20 protein-coding genes are annotated in these 17913 nt (G+C 64.2%); 16 read left to right on the forward strand and 4 right to left on the reverse strand.

What is annotated here, in order from left to right; genetic code table 11:
• Positions 1-16: 16 nt before the first annotated feature.
• Positions 17-430 (forward strand): VOC family protein, encoded by a 414-nt coding sequence (locus tag P6U28_RS36815; protein WP_407120765.1) that lies wholly within the window; start codon positions 17-19, stop codon positions 428-430.
• Positions 431-537: 107 nt separating this feature from the next.
• On the opposite strand, the gene P6U28_RS36820 is transcribed toward P6U28_RS36815, so the two are convergent.
• Complete coding sequence (locus tag P6U28_RS36820; RefSeq protein WP_407120766.1) at positions 538-885, reverse strand: hypothetical protein; 348 nt, start codon at positions 883-885, stop codon at positions 538-540.
• On the opposite strand from P6U28_RS36820, the gene P6U28_RS36825 reads away from it, so the two are divergent.
• On the forward strand, positions 848-1276 hold the full coding sequence (locus tag P6U28_RS36825) for a hypothetical protein (protein WP_407123210.1): 429 nt from the start codon (positions 848-850) through the stop codon (positions 1274-1276). The genes P6U28_RS36820 and P6U28_RS36825 overlap by 38 nt on opposite strands.
• A 144-nt stretch (positions 1277-1420) precedes the next feature.
• On the opposite strand, the gene P6U28_RS36830 is transcribed toward P6U28_RS36825, so the two are convergent.
• Both P6U28_RS36830 and P6U28_RS36835 read right to left on the reverse strand, forming a co-directional pair.
• Positions 1421-1858, reverse strand: coding sequence for a hypothetical protein (locus tag P6U28_RS36830; RefSeq protein WP_407120767.1), 438 nt, complete (start codon positions 1856-1858; stop codon positions 1421-1423).
• An 8-nt stretch (positions 1859-1866) separates the two neighbouring features.
• Positions 1867-2655 carry an SDR family NAD(P)-dependent oxidoreductase gene (locus P6U28_RS36835; RefSeq protein WP_407120768.1) on the reverse strand — a complete coding sequence of 263 codons (789 nt, stop codon included), beginning with the start codon at positions 2653-2655 and terminating at the stop codon, positions 1867-1869.
• 323 nt (positions 2656-2978) lie between these two features.
• Between P6U28_RS36835 and P6U28_RS36840 the strand changes: the two genes are divergently transcribed.
• The 5 genes from P6U28_RS36840 to P6U28_RS36860 all read left to right on the forward strand — a co-directional run bounded on the left by P6U28_RS36840 (position 2979) and on the right by P6U28_RS36860 (position 6360).
• The gene (locus P6U28_RS36840; protein WP_407120769.1) at positions 2979-3383 is read left to right on the forward strand and encodes a YciI family protein; all 405 of its coding nucleotides are present in this window, start codon (positions 2979-2981) and stop codon (positions 3381-3383) included.
• A 74-nt stretch (positions 3384-3457) separates the two neighbouring features.
• The gene (locus tag P6U28_RS36845) at positions 3458-3823 is read left to right on the forward strand and encodes a hypothetical protein (RefSeq protein ID WP_407120770.1); all 366 of its coding nucleotides are present in this window, start codon (positions 3458-3460) and stop codon (positions 3821-3823) included.
• A gap of 194 nt (positions 3824-4017) precedes the next feature.
• Positions 4018-4758 carry a TetR/AcrR family transcriptional regulator gene (locus P6U28_RS36850; RefSeq protein WP_122405636.1) on the forward strand — a complete coding sequence of 247 codons (741 nt, stop codon included), beginning with the start codon at positions 4018-4020 and terminating at the stop codon, positions 4756-4758.
• A gap of 121 nt (positions 4759-4879) precedes the next feature.
• Positions 4880-5371 carry a DUF2852 domain-containing protein gene (locus tag P6U28_RS36855; RefSeq protein WP_129144384.1) on the forward strand — a complete coding sequence of 164 codons (492 nt, stop codon included), beginning with the start codon at positions 4880-4882 and terminating at the stop codon, positions 5369-5371.
• A 221-nt stretch (positions 5372-5592) separates the two neighbouring features.
• Positions 5593-6360 (forward strand): serine acetyltransferase, encoded by a 768-nt coding sequence (locus P6U28_RS36860; protein ID WP_407120771.1) that lies wholly within the window; start codon positions 5593-5595, stop codon positions 6358-6360.
• A 113-nt stretch (positions 6361-6473) separates the two neighbouring features.
• On the opposite strand, the gene P6U28_RS36865 is transcribed toward P6U28_RS36860, so the two are convergent.
• A complete protein-coding gene (locus P6U28_RS36865; protein ID WP_407120772.1) occupies positions 6474-6992 on the reverse strand; it encodes a DUF2231 domain-containing protein in 519 nt (172 codons plus the stop codon).
• Between the two features lie 464 nt (positions 6993-7456).
• On the opposite strand from P6U28_RS36865, the gene tolQ reads away from it, so the two are divergent.
• The 9 genes from tolQ (at position 7457) to tilS (ending at position 17760) form a co-directional block, all read left to right on the forward strand.
• Positions 7457-8173 carry a protein TolQ gene (gene tolQ, locus P6U28_RS36870; RefSeq protein WP_122405632.1) on the forward strand — a complete coding sequence of 239 codons (717 nt, stop codon included), beginning with the start codon at positions 7457-7459 and terminating at the stop codon, positions 8171-8173.
• 43 nt (positions 8174-8216) lie between these two features.
• Complete coding sequence (gene tolR, locus P6U28_RS36875) at positions 8217-8669, forward strand: protein TolR (protein WP_122405631.1); 453 nt, start codon at positions 8217-8219, stop codon at positions 8667-8669.
• Positions 8670-8673: 4 nt separating this feature from the next.
• A complete protein-coding gene (locus P6U28_RS36880) occupies positions 8674-9633 on the forward strand; it encodes a protein TolA (protein ID WP_122405630.1) in 960 nt (319 codons plus the stop codon).
• 23 nt (positions 9634-9656) lie between these two features.
• Complete coding sequence (gene tolB, locus P6U28_RS36885; RefSeq protein WP_174221611.1) at positions 9657-11018, forward strand: Tol-Pal system beta propeller repeat protein TolB; 1362 nt, start codon at positions 9657-9659, stop codon at positions 11016-11018.
• Between the two features lie 256 nt (positions 11019-11274).
• Positions 11275-13602, forward strand: coding sequence for a putative bifunctional diguanylate cyclase/phosphodiesterase (locus tag P6U28_RS36890; protein WP_407120773.1), 2328 nt, complete (start codon positions 11275-11277; stop codon positions 13600-13602).
• A gap of 162 nt (positions 13603-13764) precedes the next feature.
• A complete protein-coding gene (locus P6U28_RS36895) occupies positions 13765-14529 on the forward strand; it encodes an N-acyl amino acid synthase FeeM domain-containing protein (RefSeq protein WP_122405628.1) in 765 nt (254 codons plus the stop codon).
• Positions 14530-14873: 344 nt separating this feature from the next.
• On the forward strand, positions 14874-15362 hold the full coding sequence (gene pal, locus P6U28_RS36900; protein WP_018641585.1) for a peptidoglycan-associated lipoprotein Pal: 489 nt from the start codon (positions 14874-14876) through the stop codon (positions 15360-15362).
• 188 nt (positions 15363-15550) lie between these two features.
• On the forward strand, positions 15551-16624 hold the full coding sequence (ybgF, locus tag P6U28_RS36905) for a tol-pal system protein YbgF (RefSeq protein WP_407120774.1): 1074 nt from the start codon (positions 15551-15553) through the stop codon (positions 16622-16624).
• A gap of 77 nt (positions 16625-16701) precedes the next feature.
• Positions 16702-17760, forward strand: coding sequence for a tRNA lysidine(34) synthetase TilS (tilS, locus tag P6U28_RS36910; protein ID WP_407120775.1), 1059 nt, complete (start codon positions 16702-16704; stop codon positions 17758-17760).
• Positions 17761-17913 lie beyond the last annotated feature (153 nt).

A 17913-nucleotide genomic window follows, 5' to 3' on the forward strand; every position in this document is an offset into this window, starting at 1 on the left:
GAAGAGGAGAGAAACGATGCTCAATCCCTATCTGTTCTATCAGGACACCTGCGAAGCGGCGTTCAACTACTACGCAAAGGTTCTCGGCGGCAAGATCGATGCAATGATGCGGGCCTCGGAGGCGCCGCCGGACATGCCCGCGGCACCCGGCCGCGAGAAGATGATCATGCATGCGCGCATGTCGCTGCCCGACGGCAGCGTATTGATGGCCTCCGACGCGCCGCCCGAGCATTTTCAGAAGCCGCAGGGCTTCTCGATTTCCCTCACGGTCACGGACCTCGCGGATGCCGAGCGCAAGTTCAACGCGCTGGCCGACGGGGGCAGCCTCACCATGCCCTTCAGCAAGACTTTCTGGGCCAAGGGCTTTGGCATGTGCGTCGACAAGTTCGGCATTCCCTGGATGGTGAACTGCCCGGCGGAGGGAGTGTGACGGGCGCGACCGCGCGCGCGATCCGTTGAGTTGCGGTCCCCTCTCTCGATGCTGCGGGAGAGGGATATGCATGGACTCGTTACGGCGCCGATCGGCCGTCTGTCCTCTCACCGGATCGACCCGGTGACGTCCTCGCGCGGCGAAGGCTCCAGGCAACGAGGACAGATCACGAGCTTGCTGCCGAGCTGCCTGTCGTTCTCCGCCTGTATTTCGTCATGGACCGCCCACCATGCCTCGGAATATGGACGCAAAGTACCGAGTACCCTTTCCCGCTCCTGATTGGGATCACTTGCCGTGAGTGCGTGGTCCGTGACGCCCCGCTTCGCGACGTGAGGACGGTTCGGATCCTTGCCAAGACCATCCCACGCGATGGGGCGACGTTCCTGCGCTGGAGCGCCTGCGCCTCCGAGCAGCGCTGTGCAAAAAGTGAGCAAGATGAAGCCGTATCGAATCATGCCAGGCCTTCGCTACGTATGGGACGCACAGAATGCGGGTGAGACACACGCACCACGTCAGTTCGATGGAACTCAAAGCAAAAACAAATCTGCCGGCATGGCCGAATGTGAGTCGTGCTTTCGGCATCACTTTGCGGGCGCAGTGAGGCCGCTTCGTGAAACCAACTGCATCGCACAACAATTGGCGCAATATTGGGCTGTGATCTGCACGCCAGAATCGCTATTGGTGATTCATAAAAGCTACAAACTGGGATGGACGTCACTTGCAAGGGGAGCGACCGATGGCGGCGGCGCTACAGATCAATTTTGCTCTTTGGGGAATGCTCATCTGCGCCAGCGCAAAGCTGGTACCGGTGATACAGACTCTTTTCTGAACGTAGCCAGCGCCTGATGGCGCAGATCACCCGGTGCGCACGCTGGATGCGAGCGCAGGGAACATGGCGTATGGCCTTGAACCAGCCAGGCAAATCGCCTTGATGGTGATGCGGTTCCCAGCGCTCACTCACGTCACGCGCCTGGCGGCTGCCGGCTTTCATCAGCGACAACGCGGATAGATCGCGGCGAGATCACGTCCCTTCAACAGGAGCAACCGCGAGGTGAGGCCGCCACGGCGGCTGATCCAGTCGCGCACCGGGCCGGGATAGGCGGCAAGCACCGCGACCGATGCCTCCGGCTCGGCATAGAAATGTCCGCGCCGGTCCACCGAGCGCGCGGCGTGGAAGCCGAGCACCGCGCGCTTGGTGACGCAGATGCGCTCGCCTGGGACGATGCTGAGCACCAGCGTGCAGGCGGACAGGCAGGGACCATCGATCACCACGCGCTCGCCGCTCTCGCGCACTTTCTCGAACAGATCGAGGAACGGCCCGACCTGTCCGCCTGGGGACTGGATGATGCGGATCTCGGCTCGCGCCGGTCTCGCCGCGATCAACACGGCCGCGAGCATCGTGATGGTGACGAATGCGGCGCGTTGCATGAGCACTCCTACCCGTTGCGGCGCTGGCCGCGCAGCGTCGGCAGGCCGATACCTGCCGCATCGAAACCGCCATCGACGGCCAAAATTTGGCCGGTGATGTAGCTGGCGCGTTCCGAGCACAGAAAGTAGATCGCTTCCGCGAGTTCCTCCTCCAGGCCGTAGCGGTTGAGCGGGATGGCATCGTGGTAATCGGCGCGGATCTCCTTGGTGTGCACCTGCTTCGCCATCGCGGTGTCGACCGGTCCCGGCGCAACCGCGTTGACGCGGATGTTGAGGGAAGCGAGCTCGACCGCGAGCTGCTTGGTGAGGTGCGCAAGGCCCGCCTTGCTGGTGCCGTAGGCCGAACGCAGCGTCGAAGCACGCACGGCCGAGATCGAGGTGATGTTGACGATGGCGCCGCCATTGCCGTCGCGCATCAGCGGCACCGCCGCCTTGGTGCAGAGGAACGGTCCGGTGAGGTTGACCTCGAGCACGCGGCGCCAGTCAGCCTCCGACGTCTCCATCAGCGGCGCGAACACCGCGATGCCGGCGTTGTTGACCAGCGCATCCAACCGGCCGAACCGCCGCTCCATCGTCGTCATTGCAGCGCTGACTGCGGCTGCGTCGGAGACATCGCAGGTCAGCGCCAGCGTCGCCTCGTTTTGGCCGATGTCGGCGATCGCGCGGCCGAGCAGGTCGCCCTCGATATCGAGCAGCGCCACGCGCCAGCCCTCGGAAAGGAACTTCTTCGCGGTCGCAAGCCCGATGCCGCGTGCGGCTCCGGTGACGAGGGCGACTTTTTGCGCGGCTTGCGGCATTGGCTGATCTGTCCTTCTGGCGGAAACGGAAGCCGCACGGGCGGCCAGCGCCTTTTACTTCGCTTCCGTTGCGGTAAGAAGAGCGCCAGTCCATCTCCGTCAGCCTGGGGCCGCCGCTTCTTCAGCGGCAAGGGCAAAGGCCCGGCTGCGTCGGGCCGCTTCATCCTTGGAGGCTCGCCGCGCCTTGCACGGCCAGCGCCGCGCGCCGAGCTGCCAGATAATTTTCGTCATCCATGTCGGTTCCCTGACAGTTCATTCGTCTTGGAAGCGAGGGCGCGTGGCCCCGCCGCTGCTCGCCCCGACAGTGAAAGCAAGGAAACCTCATGCGATTCATGATGCTGATGATTCCGCTTGGCTACGAGAACGCGTCGCCGGACGTGCAGCTCGATCCCGAGCGGGTTGCCGCGATGATGCGCTACAACGAGGCGCTGAAGGATGCCGGCGTGCTGATCACGCTCGACGGCCTGCATCCGCCCTCGATGGGCGCGCGCGTCTCGTTCGCGACCGGCGTGCCTGTCGTGACCGACGGGCCCTTCGTGGAAGCCAAGGAAGTCCTGGGCGGCTATTGGATGATCGAGGTTGCCTCGCGCGAGGAGGCGATCGCCTGGGCGAAGAAGTGCCCGGCTTCGCCGAAAGAAATCATCGAGATCCGGCAGGTACAGGAGATGAGCGATTTTCCGCCCGACGTGCAGCAGGCCGCCGCCGGTTTGGAGGAACTGAAGAAGTAACCACCGCGGCCGCGATGAGATCGCGGCTGTCGTCAATCGATCAACAGATCAATCGATCAACAGAGGAGAGGCCGATGAGCACCGAACACAAATTCCTCGCCGTCTATCTCGGCAGCATGACCGGGTCGAAAATGGCGGCCTGGCGCGCGCTGCCCGAGGCCGAGCGAAAGGCGAAGGAGCAGGAGGGCATGGCTGCCTGGGACGGCTGGGTCGAGAAGCACAAGTCGGTCCTCGTCGAGCTGGGCGGCCCGCTCGGCAAGACCCGCAGGATCGACGCAAATGGCATCACCGAGATCAGCAACGCGCTCACCGGTTTCACCGTAGTGCGCGCCGCATCGCAAGAGGAAGCTGCCAAGCTGTTCGAGAACCATCCGCATTTCGCGATCTTTCCGGGCGAGGCGATCGAAGTGATGCCGGTGCTACCCATTCCGCAGATGTAGCTTCGGGTGAGGTCTTTGCGGGGCCGTTGGGGTCCCGCAGTCATTCCGGGCGATGCGAAGCATCGGACCCGGAATCTCGTGATTCCGGGTCCGGCTCTTCGAGCCGTCCCGGAATGACTGCGGAGAATACGGGGTTAATCCTGCCTCATCGCCGCTAGTGACCTTCACGCCCGGCTCATGTAAAGGTCGTTCACATGAGCTGGCGCAAGGAGCAGCGCCGCGCCGAGCGCGGCTATCACCACGGCAATCTGAAGGAGGCCCTGTTGCAGGCCGCTCTCGGCCTCATCGCCGAGAAGGGCGCGGCGGGCTTCACCTTTGCCGATGCCGCGCGCATGGCCGGCGTCAGCGCAGCGGCGCCCTATCGGCATTTCCGCGACCGTGACGAGCTGTTGTCCTCGATCGCCCAGCGTGGATTCGAGCAGTTCGAGGCGCGCCTGTCCGCGGCTTGGGATGACGGGCGGCCCGACACGGTCACCGCGTTCGAACGTGTCGGCAAGGCCTATCTCGCCTTCGCCCGCGAGGAGCCCGCCTTCTACAATGCCATGTTCGAATCCGGCGTGCCGGTCGATGCCAATCCCGCACTCCAGGCGGCCAGTGAACGGGCCTTCAACATCATCCGTGCCGCCGCCGAGCGCCTCGCCGCGCTGACGCCGCCCGGCACTCCCCGTCCGCCGGCGATGATGATGGCGCTGCACATCTGGTCGATGTCGCATGGCGTCGCCTCGCTGTTCTCGCGTGGCGATGCAGCGCGGCGGAAGCTGCCGATGTCGCCGGACGAGCTGCTGGAGGCCGAGGTGCTGATCTATCTGCGCGGGCTCGGCTTCCCGATTGACCGCCGTCCGGCCGGCAAGAGTGCCGAGCCGCCGCCGGTGCCGCCGGAGGCTCCCTCCGGTTCAGGCGTCCCGCCCGGCGGCCCCTGGGGCAAGCCGAAATAAGATTGCGCAAATAATCACGCGGGCGTGTCTCGCGGCCAGCTTGACAAAATCGCGGGATGGTCTAGCTATGTAAATGTTATTTACATTCACAACGGCGCGGATGCCGTGATGGAGATGGGAAATGGCCTACACCGCTGATGTCAATCGATGGCGCGGCCCTTCGGACCAATACCAACAGTACGAGCGTCCCGGCATGCTCGATACGCCCTGGCATCCCGGCTGGATCGCCGTGACCATTCTCGGCTTCATCATTTGGTGGCCGATCGGACTTGCCCTTCTCTTTTTCACACTCGGGAGCAGAAGAATGTCGTGCTGGAGCCATCAGGATCGCTGGCAGAACAAGATGGAGCGGATGCAGTACAAGATGGATCGCATGCGTGACCGCATGGAGCGCCGCGGCTTCGGCTTTGGCTTCGGCCCGCCGTCCTCCGGCAACCGCGCGTTCGACGAATATCGCGCCGAGACGCTGCAGCGCCTCGAGGAAGAGCAGCGCGAGTTCAAGGATTTCCTGACCCGTCTGCGCCACGCCAAGGACAAGGAAGAGTTCGACCAGTTCATGGCGCAGCACCGGACACGTCCGACCCCGCCGCCGACCGACCAGCAGCAAGGCTGATCTGAAGGTTCGCGCCTCTCAAAGCCTTCAGGCGCATGCCCCCAAAGTCCTGATGGCCCCGAGCCGCCCGTCTGCGTGACCCGCAGGCGGGCGGTTTGGCTTGTACAGCGCCTCGATCGTCAGGCCCCGCGGCCGACAGCAAGCACGTCGCGAAGGCGAGACTGGCGCCTCGATGTGGACCGCCTATATTCGCCGTCACGGCACAGGCGAGCGGAGCGACGATGGCGGAAGCTGCTATGGCGGGTAGCGACAGCCTTTGGCAAAAGGTTCGCGACGAGGCGCAGCGCTCGGCCAATGCCGATCCTGTTTTCGGCAAAGCCGTCGCCGGTGCCATTCTCGCTCATGATGATTTCGCCGCGGCCCTGGCCGATCTCATCGGGAGGCGGCTTGCGAGCAGCGCCACGGAGCGCGTGCGCTTCATGGCTTTTTGCCGCGCCGCCTTTGGGGGCGAGCCGGACTTGATCGAAGCGGCCGGCCGAGACCTCTTGGCCATCGCGCGCCGCGACCCCGCCGTCGCCGACCTGCTGCCGCCACTGCTGCATTACAAGGGGTACATCGCGCTGCAGGCCTGGCGCGTTTCGAACTGGCTCTGGCGCCATGATCATCGCGATGCCGCGCTGCTGTTTCAGAACGAGGCGTCGAACCTGCTCCAGGTCAGTATTCATCCGACGGCCAGCATGGGGTCCGCCGTGTATCTCGATCCCGCCACCGGCATCGTGATCGGCGCCGACGTCGTCGTCGGCGACGACGTCACCATCCTTCAGAACGTCAGCATCGGCCGCAGCAGCGAACTGCCGGCGCGCTCGCCGCGCATCGGCTGCGGCGTCTACATCGGCGCGGGCGCAAGCATCCTCGGCGACATCAGCATCGGCGATCTCGCAAAAATCGGCGCCGGCACTGTCGTGACGAGCGACGTCCCCGCTGGCTGCACGGCGGTCGGCAATCCTGCGCGACTGACCAACTGCCCCGAGTCCGCCTCGGCCGCCTGAGACGTCCTTCGCTTAAAGCATGATCCGGAAAAGTGCGAAGCGGTTTTCCGGAAAGATCATGCGTAAACAACAAGCTAAAGCGCGATGACGATTCATCCAAATCTCATCGCGCTTTAGGCGGCGCGGCGGTGGCTTTCGCCGCCATGAGGCGGCGTGACCGGCTCCGAGCTGGTCTGGCCCGGTGCATCCAGCACGGCGACGTGATGCCGGTAGACCATCTCCCACCCCTTCCATCCCGTGAACAGCAGGATGCCGACCACGACCAGCGAAAGCACCACGCCCCACGGCTTGATCGCAGCCTCCGCACCTTGCGCGTAGCGAAGATAGAAATTGACCAGTGCCAGCACGACGGCCGTGAGATTGCCGACCATGTGGTACCAGGCGTCATTGAGACTGCGGATGCGCGGCTCGCTCAGGAAGTCCGTAAATCCGGCTACGGCGGCAACCAGCGCCATGACGATGCCGGCGCCGATCAGCCACATCGCGGCGCGCGCCCAGAAGGCGTCGCCGGTTCCGATGAAGGCCAGATCGGCAATGGGCGCGCCAACCAGGAACGCGACGGGGAACGGGATGAGCATGGGGTGGAGCGGGTGATCGCCGATCGCGGCGGTCGTCTTTGGGTTGATGGTCATGGCAGGGGCTCGCCGAAAGTCATTTTCCGGACAATATTCTGGGGCGAGGGAGGTTCCCTCGGGTGCACGTGCGCGTGGAACTTACGCCCTCGGACGTCGCTTCGACGATGCGGTGCGTCCGGGACACGAGCCATGGCCGCCCGCCGCCATCCCCCTGCGCTGCCTGCCTTTCCGGCAGCCAAATTCGTGGCCGGTAACCCCGCATTAACTATCGCCGGGCTCTGGTAAGAGCGGACAGTCGCGCCCGAAGCCGTATCGAGGCCCTTAGTTTTGACATCTTGGCGGGGAATGCAGGCGGCCGGCTTTGGACGAGCCTTTGGACCAGCCCTGCACCTCAGAAAGACAAGGCTTTGAGCGGGCTTGCTGGCCCGCGCGCCGGTACTAGCGCGGCTGTTGGGGAATACAGGCAGCGATTTGCTGGCCGAATGACATTAGGTAACGATCGCCTTGAGAGGATACTGCTTATGAATCCGGCCGACGTGGCTCAGTCAGCCCTTCCGGTTGCTGCCTCCGCCGACGTGTCGCTGATTGCGCTGTTCTGGCAGGCTCACTGGATCGTGAAAGCGGTGATGCTGGGACTTCTGTCCTGCTCGGTCTGGGTCTGGGCGATCGCCATCGACAAGGTCTTTCTTTACGCGCGCACCCGGCGGTCGATGGACCGGTTCGAGCAGGCGTTCTGGTCCGGCGAGTCGATCGAGGAGCTCTATCGCACGCTGTCGGCCAAGCCGACGCATTCCATGGCGGCCTGCTTCGTAGCGGCGATGCGCGAGTGGAAGCGTTCCTTCGAGAGCCATGCCCGCTCGGTCGCGGGGCTCCAGATGCGCATCGACAAGGTGATGAACGTCTCTATCGCGCGCGAAGTCGAGCGCCTGGAACGGCGCCTGCTGGTGCTGGCGACCGTCGGCTCTGCCGGCCCTTTCGTCGGCCTGTTCGGCACGGTCTGGGGCATCATGTCGAGCTTCCAGTCGATCGCGGCGTCGAAAAATACCTCCCTGGCAGTCGTCGCCCCCGGTATCGCCGAGGCGCTGTTTGCGACCGCAGTCGGCCTTATCGCCGCCATTCCTGCCACTATTTTCTACAATAAGTTCACGTCCGAGGTGAACCGTCAGGCTCAGCGGCTGGAGGGCTTCGCTGATGAATTTTCAGCCATCTTGTCCCGTCAGATCGATGAGCGGGGCTGACGGACGGCATGTATAGTGTGAAGGGCAATTTGGGCACGCGATCATGGCCATGAACGTTGCGAGTTCGTCCGGCGGCGGTGGACGCCGCGGCCGGCGCAAGCCGGTCGTGGCCGAGATCAACGTCACGCCGATGGTCGACGTGATGCTGGTGCTGCTCATCATCTTCATGGTGTCCGCGCCGATGTTGACGGTCGGCGTGCCGCTCGACCTGCCCCAGACCCAGGCCAAGAGCCTCGAAAACAACGACCAGAAGCCGATCCAGATGTCGGTCGACATCAAGGGCAAGGTGTTCATCAACGATGCCGAGATCGCGATCAACGAGCTGATACCCAAGCTGAAGGCGATCACGGACGCGCGCGGCGGGCTCGAGGAGCGCATCTATCTGCGCGCCGACAAGAAGGCGGATTACGGCACGGTGGCCAAGGTGATGGGCCTGTTGTCCGGCGCCGGATTCAAGAAGCTGGCCCTCGTCACGGAAGCGGATCAGGGATCTTGAAGCCGTGAAGGTGAACGTCGACAAGACACTCGTTGCGTCGATTGCCCTCCATGTCCTGGTGCTGGGATGGGGCCTCCTTACCTTTAGCAGCAAGGCCTACATCGCGCCGGAGGAGTCGCTTCCGGTCGACATCATCTCCACCGATCAGCTCGCCAAGATGATGGCGGGACAGAAGACCGGCAAGAAAGAAGAGCCGAAGCCCAAGGTCGAGAAGATCGCGGAAGCCAAACCGGAGGAAGACGCGGTCGGCAAGGTCACCGAGAAGAAAGAGCTGATCAAGACCAATTCGCAGCCGGAGCCGCCGCCGAAGCCGGTCGAGAAGCCGGTGGAGAAGAAGCCCGAGCCGCCGAAGCCCGTCGCCGAGGCCAAGCCGAAGGAAGAGCCGAAGCCGCAGGAAAAGAAGCCTGATCCGGCCAAGGAAGATCCGATCGCCGAGCTCCAGAAGAAGCTGGAGACCAAGAAGCCGCCGCCCAAGCCCGTGGAGCAGAAGGTCGCGGCAGTGCAGCCGCAGCAGCAGCCGAAGCCGAAGGAGCGCACCTTCGATCCCGCGCAGATCCAGCGCGATCTCGACAAGCGCGCCGCGACCCGGCACGAACTTGCCGGCACGGCGCTGAATGCGTCGGCCTCTCTGGGGGCGGCGACCGGGACGGCCGCCAACAATGTCGCGACCTGGCGCGGTGCATTCCAGGGCGCGGTCAAGCGCTGCTTCACGCCCACCTACAACGGCCAGGACGCCGATCAATACGAAGCCGACATCGACATTCCCATGAAGATCGACGGATCGCTGGCGTCCGAGCCCATCGTCGTCGCGGTGAGGGGACCGTCGCGGTCGATCGCTCAGGCGGTTGCCGAGAGCGCCAAGCGCGCCATCGTGCAGTGCCAGGTCTATTCGTTCATGCCGAAGCAGCAGTATGAGAGCTGGAAGCTCATTCCGATGACCTTCGGTCTGAAAGATATGTTGTGACATCCGAACAAAAGAATTTTGCAATGAATGACGCCCGATCGATCACCCGCCGCCGCTTTATGACCGTCACCGGATCGGCACTTGCCATGCTCGGGGGCGGCCACGCCTTCGCCCAGAGTCAGCCGCGGCTTCGCATCGATCCCACCGAATTCCAGCCGATCCCGATCGCGATCTCCGGCTTCGTGCCAGGCTCCCCGTCCGACGGCGACGTCGGCAACGGCGTCACGCAGGTCATCACCAACAACCTGAAGCGCTCGGGCCTGTTCGCGCCGATCGATCAGGCCGCCTTCATCGAGCGCATCAGCAACATCGACGTCGCACCGCAATTCCAGAACTGGAAGACCATCAACGCGCAGGCCCTCGTCACCGGCCGCATGACGCGGCAGCCGGACGGCCGCCTCAAGGCCGAATTCCGCCTGTGGGACGTGGTCACCGGCCAGCAGCTCGCGGGACAGCAATATTTCACGTCGCCGGAATATTGGCGCCGCATCGCCCACATCATCTCCGACCAGATCTACGAGCGTATGACCGGCGAGAAGGGGTATTTCGACAGCCGCGTCGTGTTCGTTGACGAGACCGGATCGAAGGAGCGCCGCGTCAAGCGGCTTGCCATGATGGACCAGGACGGCGCCAATGTGCGCTACCTGACCCGCGGCTCCGACCTCGTGCTGACGCCGCGCTTCTCGCCGAATTCGCAAGAGATCACCTACATGGAGTTCGGCCAGGGCGATCCGAAGGTCTATCTCTTCAACATCGAGACTGGCCAGCGCGAGATCGTCGGTAACTTCCCCGGCATGACCTTTGCGCCGCGCTTCTCGCCGGACGGCCAGCGCGTCATCATGAGCCTGCAACAGGGCGGCAATTCCAACCTGTTCGTGATGGATCTGCGCTCGCGCTCGACCACGCGTCTCACCGACACGCCGGCGATCGACACGTCTCCGTCTTACTCACCGGACGGCAGCCGTATCTGCTTCGAGTCCGATCGTGGCGGCAGGTCGCAGATCTATGTGATGGCGGCAGGCGGAGGACAGGCTCAGCGCATCTCCTTCTCCAAGGATGACACCAACGCCAGCTATTCGACACCGGTGTGGTCGCCGAAGGGCGATTACATCGCCTTCACCAGGCAAGGCGGCGGGCAGTTCTCGATCGGCGTCATGAAGCCGGACGGCTCCGGCGAGCGGCTCCTCACTTCCGGCTTCCACAATGAAGGTCCGACCTTCTCGCCGAACGGCCGCGTGCTGATGTTCTTCCGCGATCCTGGCGGCAACAGCGGGCCTTCGCTCTACACCGTCGACATCTCCGGCCGCAACGAGCTGAAGGTGCCGACACCGGGCTTCGCCTCCGACCCCGCATGGTCGCCGCTGCTGTCCTCCACGTCGGGCTGACAACATCGCAGTTGAAGCATCGCGTGTTCAGACGCGCGATGTTTTCGAAAAAGCGCGCCGATTTTTCCGCGTTCGTTGCGAAGGGCAAGACTTCCTTCACCTTGTGCCCGGCAAGGCTTGCCTAGCTGCTTGATATGTAAGAAGAAATCGCTTCGCTATTGCCGAAAAACAACTCGGCTTTAACGATGTTCCCTCAGGAAAGCTTCATCTCGGCTCGGTAAGACTACGCGCCGAACAGGACGCGCGTACAAACCAAATGCAGTTCGCAAGCCAGAGCGGAGAGCAGGGGCAGCCGCGGCCGGTCAACCCGGCAGCGCAGATCGATTCGCTCTTTGAAGCGCCGGGACCACTGCTGGCCGGGCTCATCTTCGTATCGATCGGTGCTGCGCTGACGGCGCTGAAGACGGGCGAGCCCCTCGTTTGGGCGTGTGTGGCGTTTCTCGTCTTGGCCGGGTCGGTGCGGGCGATCGATTTGCGCCGCTATCAGGCGCGCAAGTCGAACGTGACCGCCGAGGCGGCCAAACGCTGGCAGACGCGCTATCAAATCGGGGCGATGATTCAGGCCGCTGCGATTGGCACCTGGTGCGGCACGACCCTGCTCGCTACCGACGACGCGGTCTCACATATGATTGCTCTGTCGGTCACTACAGGCATTGCCGCAGGGGGAGCGGGAAGGGCGTATGGACGACCGTCGATCTTCCATTTTCAGGCGGTGCTCATCTTCACCCCGGCGGTCTTGGCATTGGCGTGGCGCGGCACGCCCTACTATATCGCAATGGCCGTTGTGAGTGCTGCCTTCCTGCTCGCGATCATGCAGCTCTCGGCCAACCTCCACAGGATATTCATGGGAGCCGTGGTGGCGCGTGAGCGCGAGTCGGCGCTCGCGGGTCAGTTCGATACTGCCCTGAACAACATGCCGCACGGGCTTTGCATGTTCCACCTCGATGGGCAGCTCGCGGTGATGAATCACCGTTTCGCCGCGATGATGAGCCTGCCCGATAATCTGCCGCAGAGCGGCGCCAGCGCACGCGACATCATCGCCGCCTGTGTCAAAGCCGGGGCCATCTCGGCTGCGAACGGCGAGCAGATCATCGCTGGCCTCGAGAGTTCGCGGGAGAATGAGATCATCACCGTCGATACGAACATCGAGCGAAATCGGTCGCTGTCCTGGACCGTTCAGCCGATGGCGGACGGAGGAGCGGTGCTGCTGCTCGAGGATATTACGGAGCGGCGCAATGCCGAAGCCAAGATCAGTCACCTCGCGCGCTATGATGACCTCACGGCCCTGCCGAACAGGGTCAATTTTCGCGACGAAATCGAGCACCTGCTGGCTGTCTCGCACGACGCGGGGCAGCTCTCCGCGCTGCTGTTCATCGACCTCGACCAGTTCAAGCAGGTCAACGACACGCTGGGCCATCCCTGCGGCGACCAGCTCCTGTGCGCCGTCGCCAACCGCCTGCGCGAGATGCTGCGCCCCGAGGATTTCGTCGCCCGGTTCGGCGGCGACGAGTTCGTCGTGTTCCAGCAGAACCTCAACACGCCCGAGGACGCCGCAGCGCTCGCCCGCCGCATCGTCGAGCGGTTGAGCGAGCGGTATCGCATCGACAATCACCTGGTCGAGATCGGCGCCAGCGTCGGCATCGCACTGACCTCGCCGGACGGCACCAGCGCCGATACGCTGCTCAAGAACGCCGACATGGCGCTGTATCGCGCCAAGGCCGACGGCCGCGGCACGTTCTGTTTCTTCCGCGACGAGATGGCGGCGACCGTCGAGGCGCGCCGCATCCTCGAGCTCGACCTGCGCAAGGCGCTCGCCAACGAGGAATTCGAGCTGTTCTTCCAGCCGCTGGTCAATCTGAAGTCCGGCAAGATCACCACCTGTGAGGCGCTGCTGCGCTGGAATCATCCGGTGCGCGGCACGGTTTCGCCGGTCGATATCATCCCGGTCGCCGAGGACATGGGCCTGATCGTCGATCTCGGCCGCTGGATCCTGCGCCGCGCCTGCATGGAATGCATGAAGTGGCCGGAGAGCGTCAGCGTCGCCGTCAACTTCTCGCCGCAACAATTCCACCAGCGCGATGTCTTGAGCGAAATCCGCTACGCGCTCGAAGTGTCGAGCTTGCCGGCGCATCGACTGGAGATCGAGATCACCGAGTCCTCGCTGCTGCGCAATACCCAGCTCACGCACGACATCCTGTCGCAACTGCACGCGCTCGGCGTGCGCATCTCGCTCGATGATTTCGGCACCGGCTACTCCAGCCTCAGCTACCTGCACAATTTCCCGATGCAGAAAGTGAAGATCGACCGCTCCTTCCTCGAAGGCATCGATGCCGACCGGCCGTTGACGCTGCTGCGCGGCGTCGCGCGGCTGTCCGCCGACCTCGGGATGTCCGTCGTGGTCGAGGGTATCGAGACCAACGAGCAGCTCGAGCTGATCAGCGCCGACGGCACCGTGACCGAAGGGCAGGGTTACCTGTTCAGCCGGCCCGTTCCGGCGGTGCGAATCCGCCAATTGCTCAACGCCTCGCATGGCCGTCGTATGCCTGACGACCAGCTCGCCCTCGTGTCGTCGCGATCGGCCTGATCCTTTTCCGGCGGCTCCTTCATCGCAATCGGCTCGCGCTTGCTCCGTAATCTTGCGGACCCGCAAAGGTTAACCCTAACAGTTCTAAAGCTTTGCAATTTCGTTAAGGAACCATTAATCTGCTGCTACTCGCGGAAGTTGCTTGGAGTTTTGAGGTAGCAGATGAAGTCCGGAGCCGAACCGACCCCGGCGCTCCTTCCCCGAGGGGCCGCGTTGTTTGACCGTATCGATTACCGACTGATCGAGACTCCCGAGGACAAGGACAACCTGTATTTGATGCGCTACCGCGCCTATCTGCAGGCCGGTCTGATCGAGCCGTCGGCTTCACTGCGCGTCAGCGATCGCTTCGACGAAACGCCCAACACCTGGAATTTCGGGATTTATGTTGATGGAGAGCTTTGCAGCTCCGTCCGTATCCATCTTCTGACGTCGGAATGGCGGATGTCCTATACCACCGAGGTGTTCGGCGACATCCTGCATCCCCGCCTCGATCGCGGCGAGGTCTTTGTCGATCCGTGCCGGCTTGTTGCAGATCCCGACAAGCACCATCGCTTCCCCGAGTTGCCCTACCTGACGGTCCGCCTGGCCTTTGTCGCGTGCGATCATTTCAATGCCGACACCGGGCTTGCCATGATCCGGACCGATCATCAGGCATTTTACCGTCGCATTTTCCTGCATGAGACCATTTCGCCGGAGCCGCGGGGCTTTCCGGGCTGGCCCACCAAAAAGGCGGTCCTGATGGCCACCGACGTCCGGCGGCAGCGGGATAAGGTGCTGGCACGCTTTCCGATCATGCGCTCCAGTGCGTTTGAGCGGCGCATGCTGTTTGAGCGCAGCACCTCGCGGCCGGCTGCCACGCGGCCGGTGCTGCTGACCTCGCCGCGGAACCTGGATGTGACGGCCCCAGCATTCGGCTCCGCCTGCTAAAGCGCGATGAGATTTGGATGAATCGTCATCGCGCTTTAGCGTGTTGTTTACGCATGATCTTTCCGGAAAACCGCTTCGCACTTTTCCGGATCATGCTTTAGGACCATCCACACCTTCGATTCGGCCCAAATTTCCAGCAAAAGCCGGCGGGTTTGCCGACCGACGCGGCTTGCCTTCACCCTCGCGCCACATTTACAACTCATTAACCATGCCGGTTGCTTTTCGCTGGTTGGGGGCATTTGACCGGCTGTGGCAAGGTTCCGTCAAGGTTGACGGAACGTTCGCTTAACCAACCCCCTGTAGACCGGACAGCAGTGGACTAACGTGAGCGTGGAGGCTCCGGAATGAAACATCCTATGCGTATCCTCCAGGGATTGAAGCTGGCCGCGGTGCTCGCCGTCGCGCTGTCGATGGGCGCCTGCGCCAACAAGAATGCTGCGACGGATGCGATGGCCAATGCGGCGACGCCCGGCAGCCAGCAGGATTTCGTCGTCAACGTGGGCGACCGCGTGTTCTTCGAAAGCGACCAGACTGATCTGACCCCGCAGGCGATCGTGACCCTGGAGAAGCAGGCGCAGTGGCTCCAGACCTATCCGCGCTACAGCTTCACCATCGAAGGTCATGCCGACGAGCGCGGCACCCGCGAATACAACATCGCGCTCGGCGCCCGCCGTGCCCAGTCGGTGCGCTCGTTCCTCGCCTCGCGCGGCATCGATCCGAATCGCATGCGCACGATCTCCTACGGCAAGGAGCGGCCGGTGGCCGTCTGTAACGACATCTCCTGCTGGTCGCAGAACCGCCGCGCCGTCACTGTCTTGAACGCGAGCTCCTGACGTCCGGTCAGGTGCCGTTCAGCTTCGGAATTGGATGATGCCGGCGCCCTCTCGGGCGCCGGTTTCGTTTCAGCGTTCTGTGACTTAAAACCCCTTGGTACCAGTCACATTTTTGGCGTACTCCACTTCAATGTGTGGCGCGTCGAATGTTCCGCCGCAGGCCATTTCGCTTTTGTCGTCAGGGCAAGATGTCATCCAGATTTAAGGTCTTTACCGGCACCGTGGCGACCGCCGCGCTGCTTTCTTTGGGTTCGCCCGCACTTGCGCAATCGGTCTTCGCGCAGTCGGATGATGCCGACCCGGAGATGCGGATCGAGCGGCTGGAGAACCAGCTGCGCCAGCTCACCGGCCAGAACGAGGAGCTGCAATACCGCAACCGGCAGCTCGAAGAGCGGCTGCGGGCGCTCGAGGGCGGCGCGCAAGGCGCGCCCGGACAGGCACCCAACGTCGCGGCGATGCCGCCCGCGCAGGTGGCACCAAGTCAGATTGCGCCCGGCTATCGCCAGCCGCCGCAACAGCCGGCCGTGCAGCCGACCTACGAGCAGCCGCAGATCGCCGCGCCCGCGCCGATCGTTCAGGAGCAGCCGGCGCCCGGCGCACCCGGCACGCGCCGCCGCGGCGATGCCTTCGACCCGAGCCAGAACCCGAATGCGCCGGGCGCACCGCGCGCGCTCGGCGGCGGCCAGCAGCCGATGCCGGCAGGAACTCCGAGCGGGGCACCCGGCGGCCGTGGCGCCGGCGAGCCGCTCGATCTCGCCAATACCGGCCCCCGCTACCAGCAAGGTGTGCCGCCAGCCGCGCAGCCCGGCTATCCGCCGGCCCAACCCGGCTATCCCGCGCCATCGGGCGGCACTGGCCTGACGACGCTACCGCCCTCGGCGACGGCGCGCGACGAGTTCGACCTCGGCATCGGCTACATGCAGCGCAAGGACTATGCGCTTGCCGAGCAGACCATGAAGAACTTTGCGCAGAAATTTCCGAGCGACCCGCTCGTCGGAGACGCGCAATACTGGCTCGGCGAGAGCTACTTCCAGCGCCAGCAATATCGCGACTCCGCGGAGGCCTTCCTCGCCGTGACCACCAAATACGAAAAATCGGCCAAGGCGCCGGATGCGCTGCTGCGGCTCGGCCAGTCGCTCGCCGCGCTGAAGGAGAAGGAGGCCGCCTGCGCCGCCTTCGGCGAGATCGGCCGCAAATATCCGCGTGCCTCCGCCGGCGTCAAAGCCGCGGTCGACCGCGAACAGAAGCGGGTGAAGTGCTGACGTCCGGGGTCCTGACAACGCGGATGGTGCTGCGCTAGACATCGGAACCATCCGCCGGCGACTGTCAGGGCCGCGTCATGTCAGACGACGACAATTCTCCCATCTCGGCGCGCGAGGCGAGGCGGCTCTTCGCCGGCCTGAAGGCTGCGCCGGCGCTGGTGCTCGCGGTCTCCGGCGGGCCCGACTCGGTCGCGCTGATGTGGCTTGCCGCCCGCTGGCAGCGCAGCCTCGCGCGCGGCCCGCAACTCACCGTCGTCACCGTCGACCACGGCCTGCGCCCCGAGGCAGCCCGCGAGGCACGCGAGGTCAAGCGGCTCGCGAACCAGCTCGGATTGCCGCATCGGACCCTGCGCTGGCGTGGCGCAAAGCCGAAGACGGGCCTGCCTGCCGCTGCGCGCGAGGCCCGTTACCGCCTGCTCGCAGAGGCCGCACGTGCCGCCGGTGCGAGCCATGTGCTGACGGCCCACACCCGCGACGACCAGGCCGAGACCCTGTTGATGCGCCTCTTCCGCGGCAGCGGGCTGGCCGGGCTGTCGGCCATGGCGCCCCTCAGTGAGCGCGACGGAATCGTGCTGGCGCGTCCGCTGCTCGATGTTCCGAAATCGCAGCTGATCGCGACCTTGAGGCGGGCGAAGGTCGGCTTTGTCGAGGACCCCACCAATCGGGACACTGCCTTCACCCGGCCGCGGCTGCGCGCGCTGCTGCCGCTTCTCGCGGCCGAGGGCGGCGATGCCCGCAATCTGGCGCGGCTCGCGGCAAGGCTGGCGCGGGCCAATGCGGCGGTCGAGGTGCTGGCCGACGGCGCCGAGCGCTTCCTCCGTCTGCGGGATCGCGGCGGTGCGCCGCAGGCGGACGTCCGAAGCTTCGAGGCCTCGGCCTTTGCCGCCCTGCCGGAGGAGGTCCGGCTGCGGCTCCTGCTGCGGGCCATCAATGCGCTCGGACATGAAGGACCGGCGGAGCTCGGCAAGGTCGAAACCCTGCTGTCCGCATTGGACGAGGCCATTGCCGCAAGTCTCGATGCCCGCGCCACTGGCCGGCCGGTCCTGAAGCAAACCCTCGCGGGAGCCTTGATCAGCCTCGCCGGCGGGCGTATCCAAATCGCACCGGCGCCGGCAAGGCGCCGTGGGAGTGGATGAGCTCGGGACTGGGGCGGATCATGACACCAGCCATTTCGGCCCCGCGCCATCAGAACACCTTAACCAGGCAGGAAAAACCCCGCTCCGGGCGCCATTATTTCAGCGGGAATCGCTCTAAGATGGGCTAAATAGTCCCATCTCATTCCCTTGGCA

Origin of the sequence: Bradyrhizobium sp. STM 3561 (assembly GCF_045571455.1) — a bacterium.
GTDB lineage: Bacteria > Pseudomonadota > Alphaproteobacteria > Rhizobiales > Xanthobacteraceae > Bradyrhizobium > Bradyrhizobium vignae.

Bases quoted from the DNA above. Each gene is read 5' to 3' on its own strand.
- P6U28_RS36815 (WP_407120765.1), top strand. From the start codon at position 17: ATGCTCAATCCCTATCTGTTCTATCAGGACACCTGCGAAGCGGCGTTC.
- P6U28_RS36820 (WP_407120766.1), bottom strand. From the start codon at position 885: ATGATTCGATACGGCTTCATCTTGCTCACTTTTTGCACAGCGCTGCTC.
- P6U28_RS36830 (WP_407120767.1), bottom strand. From the start codon at position 1,858: ATGCAACGCGCCGCATTCGTCACCATCACGATGCTCGCGGCCGTGTTG.
- P6U28_RS36835 (WP_407120768.1), bottom strand. From the start codon at position 2,655: ATGCCGCAAGCCGCGCAAAAAGTCGCCCTCGTCACCGGAGCCGCACGC.
- P6U28_RS36840 (WP_407120769.1), top strand. From the start codon at position 2,979: ATGCGATTCATGATGCTGATGATTCCGCTTGGCTACGAGAACGCGTCG.
- P6U28_RS36845 (WP_407120770.1), top strand. From the start codon at position 3,458: ATGAGCACCGAACACAAATTCCTCGCCGTCTATCTCGGCAGCATGACC.
- P6U28_RS36850 (WP_122405636.1), top strand. From the start codon at position 4,018: ATGAGCTGGCGCAAGGAGCAGCGCCGCGCCGAGCGCGGCTATCACCAC.
- P6U28_RS36855 (WP_129144384.1), top strand. From the start codon at position 4,880: ATGGCCTACACCGCTGATGTCAATCGATGGCGCGGCCCTTCGGACCAA.
- P6U28_RS36860 (WP_407120771.1), top strand. From the start codon at position 5,593: ATGGCGGAAGCTGCTATGGCGGGTAGCGACAGCCTTTGGCAAAAGGTT.
- P6U28_RS36865 (WP_407120772.1), bottom strand. From the start codon at position 6,992: ATGACCATCAACCCAAAGACGACCGCCGCGATCGGCGATCACCCGCTC.
- tolQ (WP_122405632.1), top strand. From the start codon at position 7,457: ATGAATCCGGCCGACGTGGCTCAGTCAGCCCTTCCGGTTGCTGCCTCC.
- tolR (WP_122405631.1), top strand. From the start codon at position 8,217: ATGGCCATGAACGTTGCGAGTTCGTCCGGCGGCGGTGGACGCCGCGGC.
- tolB (WP_174221611.1), top strand. From the start codon at position 9,657: ATGAATGACGCCCGATCGATCACCCGCCGCCGCTTTATGACCGTCACC.
- P6U28_RS36890 (WP_407120773.1), top strand. From the start codon at position 11,275: ATGCAGTTCGCAAGCCAGAGCGGAGAGCAGGGGCAGCCGCGGCCGGTC.
- P6U28_RS36895 (WP_122405628.1), top strand. From the start codon at position 13,765: ATGAAGTCCGGAGCCGAACCGACCCCGGCGCTCCTTCCCCGAGGGGCC.
- pal (WP_018641585.1), top strand. From the start codon at position 14,874: ATGAAACATCCTATGCGTATCCTCCAGGGATTGAAGCTGGCCGCGGTG.
- ybgF (WP_407120774.1), top strand. From the start codon at position 15,551: ATGTCATCCAGATTTAAGGTCTTTACCGGCACCGTGGCGACCGCCGCG.
- tilS (WP_407120775.1), top strand. From the start codon at position 16,702: ATGTCAGACGACGACAATTCTCCCATCTCGGCGCGCGAGGCGAGGCGG.